Origin of the sequence: Tahibacter harae, from assembly GCF_024437735.1 — a bacterium.
Classification (GTDB): domain Bacteria; phylum Pseudomonadota; class Gammaproteobacteria; order Xanthomonadales; family Rhodanobacteraceae; genus Tahibacter; species Tahibacter harae.
Genome location: NZ_JANFQO010000063.1, coordinates 1 through 3,187, shown reverse-complemented (window position 1 = coordinate 3,187; position 3,187 = coordinate 1). Strand labels below are relative to the sequence as shown.

At 53.2% G+C, this 3,187-nt stretch carries 4 protein-coding genes and 1 pseudogene; 3 read left to right on the top strand and 2 right to left on the bottom strand.

The annotated features are described in order from the left end of the window. On the top strand, nt 1-1,658 hold a 1,658-nt coding region (locus NM961_RS23770; RefSeq protein WP_255916913.1), incomplete at its 5' end, for an RHS repeat domain-containing protein. Beyond that, the gene (locus tag NM961_RS23765; RefSeq protein WP_255916912.1) at nt 1,655-2,113 is read left to right on the top strand and encodes a hypothetical protein; all 459 of its coding nucleotides are present in this window, start codon (nt 1,655-1,657) and stop codon (nt 2,111-2,113) included. The genes NM961_RS23770 and NM961_RS23765, both read left to right, overlap by 4 nt. Before the next feature lie 6 nt (nt 2,114-2,119). Here NM961_RS23765 and NM961_RS23760 read toward each other — a convergent pair. Further along, nucleotides 2,120-2,353: pseudogene (locus NM961_RS23760) on the bottom strand (transposase); the annotation flags it as partial. A gap of 8 nt (nt 2,354-2,361) precedes the next feature. Here NM961_RS23760 and NM961_RS23755 point away from each other — a divergent pair. Beyond that, nucleotides 2,362-2,691 carry a hypothetical protein gene (locus NM961_RS23755; RefSeq protein WP_255916911.1) on the top strand — a complete coding sequence of 110 codons (330 nt, stop codon included), beginning with the start codon at nt 2,362-2,364 and terminating at the stop codon, nt 2,689-2,691. Between the two features lie 128 nt (nt 2,692-2,819). Here NM961_RS23755 and NM961_RS23750 read toward each other — a convergent pair. Beyond that, nucleotides 2,820-3,187 (bottom strand): transposase (locus NM961_RS23750; protein ID WP_255916910.1); only part of this gene is annotated, 368 nt, incomplete at its 5' end.

The window sequence follows — 3,187 nt, the reverse complement described above, 5'->3', positions numbered from 1 at the left end:
GCGGTACCCCACGCGTCTACACCTACGACGCCCGCGACCGCATGAAGGCCTTGAGTTTAGGCAACGGCACCACCCTCCACTTCACCTACCATGCCGACGGCCTCCGCCGCGAAAAGACCGACGACAGTACGACCACCCGCTACCAGTACGACGGCCAAAGCCTGCTCGCTGAAACCAACACCATCGGCAACACGCTCAAGCATTACCACTACAGCGCCGAGCAACTGCTAGCCGAAACCAAGGCCGGCACCACACCGCAACGGCGCCAATACCTGCTGGATGCGCTGCGCTCACCGATCGCGTTGCTGACGGCCGAAGGTGTAATCAGTGCGCGCACGAGTTACGACGCCTTCGGGGAAGTGCGCGCGCAGCTGGGAACCACTGGCGCGCTCATCACACCGAATCGCGAAGCCGCAAACGCGGAACTGCCAAACACCGATGGCCAAGCGATCGGCTTTACCGGCTACCTCAAGGACACCGAATCTGGCCTCTACTACGCCAAGGCCCGCTACTACGACCCGGCAACGGCGCGGTTCAACACGGAAGATCCCGAGGCAGGCAAAGACCTGGAGCCGCCGAGTTTGCATCGGTATCTGTACGCCTATGCGAATCCCACCGTCTATGTCGATCCGACTGGTCGCTGCGCCAATAACTGGTGCGGAGCGGGCATGGCCTATGGTTTTGCCAAAACTGACGAAGAACGTGCGCAAGCAGCCCATCTTTGGGTCAATAGCGACCCTGTTGTTGCCGGCTTTGCCGCCGCCGCCGTAAAGACCTACAACCTCGGCTCTAACACCGCCGGCTGGTTGATCGATGCCGGAAGTGATGACCCCGATGCTCAAGCAAGACAGGCTGCGCGAATAGCCGGCGTTACCGGTGCTCTAGCCGTGCTCGGTACTCAACTGAAACACCATGCAATGAAAGGCCAAGGCAACAATCTTGTTGGAGCAATGGCTGCAGACGCTCTCATAGGGCTTGGCCAGCGCACCGGAGAGAATGCGTCCGAAGCAAACCTGAGCCTGGAAAAGAGAGACTATTTCGGCGCCTGGATGGCCGGAGCCGACCTCATCGGAAATGTCGCCGAGATAGCGACACTTTCATCAGCTATCGCAAAACCGACAGCTTTTCTTGCGACCGAAGCACGAAATGGTCGCGCCGTGCGCAATGCAGCCGAAGCCAAGAGAGCGGAGGCGCTGCTTGAGCGCAAAATGCAAATGAATCCGGATAACGATTTCCGCGATGATAAAGTTGCTCCGCCCGTATGGCCCCAGACTGGCGGCTCCGGCCCCGTTCCAGGAACGATTGGAATTACCAACAACTCTCCTGTTACCGCATTCCTTAACTACAGACCCAGAGGGGGTGGAGTAGAGTACGTATATGATCCAACGACAGAAATATTTGTAGCGGGAAGGGTAAAAAATGGGATATACAGCCAAGGTTCTCCGCATGAACAGCTAGCGAATAGTATCGGCGCAGCCAACAAAAAGACCACGGTTGGAGGGACGATGCAACGCGGCCCCGAAGGAGAAATATTCACCACAGAGAATAGCGGCCACTACGGAATAAATTGGAATAACGAAATATCGGAAAAATTCGTTAATTGGCTATCAGAAAGAACGGGCAAACCCGTAAAACACGAACAATGGATCAAAAATTGAAGGCAAAACTCATCAAACCAAGCATCGACAAAGAAAAAAGTATCTGGATAGCAGAAATTGGCGAGGCCCGCCTCGGATGCAATATAAAAATAGGATGGACACTTTTACTCAAGGAAAACCATTACAAACTAGTTTACAGTAACTACTTCATTGTCTACCCAGTGCTCGAATTAGACTATCAATATTTTTTTGATCATATATCAGATGCTATTTCTAATTTTTCTGAGTATTCCTCGATACTTTCCAGATTTCCAACGGAAGAAATTATGAGAACAGTCTTTTCCAAATCTCCTTCAAGCTACTGGCCAGAGAAAGCCATGGATTGGCTTAATTTTAATAAGCCACTTCAACTAAAGCTCTTGCCAGAATTGGAGCAATTCGCCATCAATAAAGCCATGCCTCAATCAGCAAGAAATCGAGCAAGGAGCATGATAGACAGGGCCCTTGCCCCTTAAGAGCGTCTAACAGAATGACCGTTTCAAAACCCGCCAGCAGATGATGGCGCGGCCCAACCGAAGAAACGCTTCGTGGATAGAAGGCAGTCGTTCATAGCGCACTCGGAGGCGGCGAAACTGGTGAAGCCAGGCAATCGACCTTTCGACAACCCATCGGGTCACTCCCAGTCCGCTACCATGCTGTAGTCCGAAGATGTCTCCTGAGCAGATCGTAGAGCACCTTCGGCGCGCAACTTCTGGAGGGCCACATGACATTAGATAACCGAATCGAAGCTTATGTTTCCCATGTGACGCATGACTTGAAAAAGAAACCAGTCGTCGTGGTGGTTCCGAACGGAACACTTCATGTTGGTGACGTATTTTTGTCCTGCTACAAAATCCCAATAACAATGGAAGATATATCGAACGAAATACCGCCACCTCCGCCAGCAGATTTCGTTGACGTACAGTTGGCTATTGTTGCAATAGACTGCTGGGGAAAGAAGGTTGAAGAGCTGCCTCCAGGAGTAACTGGCGCGCTCTATCTGGAAGGAAAAGGGATTGAATATGTCGACTTCAAGTGTCGCCTTCGGACATAAAGAAAGGTCTGAACAAGCCTCGAAAGTTGCCTGTCTAAAGGGTCTGCCGACCTGACGAAGGCAATGAAATCGACGCGGAACTCGAAAACAGCCTTGCACAGGCCGCAAACAGCGGCCTTGATACCGCATTAGGCGGCCTTCAGACGCAACTCTCCCGTCATCGCCAATAGCCGCTTGCGCGCCATCCACAGGTTCGACAGCGCGAACAACGTCAGGATCTGGCCCGTATTCTTCGTCAGTCCTTTGAAGCGTACTTTCACATAGCCGAACTGGCATTTCAGCACACGGAACGGGTGCTCAACGCGAGCGCGGATGCCTGCCTTACGCTTTTCTTCCTTCTCGATCTCGCGTTTCTTGTCACCCTCCGGCAACGCTTTCACGCTGCCGCGCTTTCGGGCAATCTGCCAATCCAGGCCTTTGCGTGCGGTGCGCTTATCGGCACCCGTGTAGCCCGCATCGGCGTGCACTACCGGCTCCTTGCCGTGCAGCAGGTAGT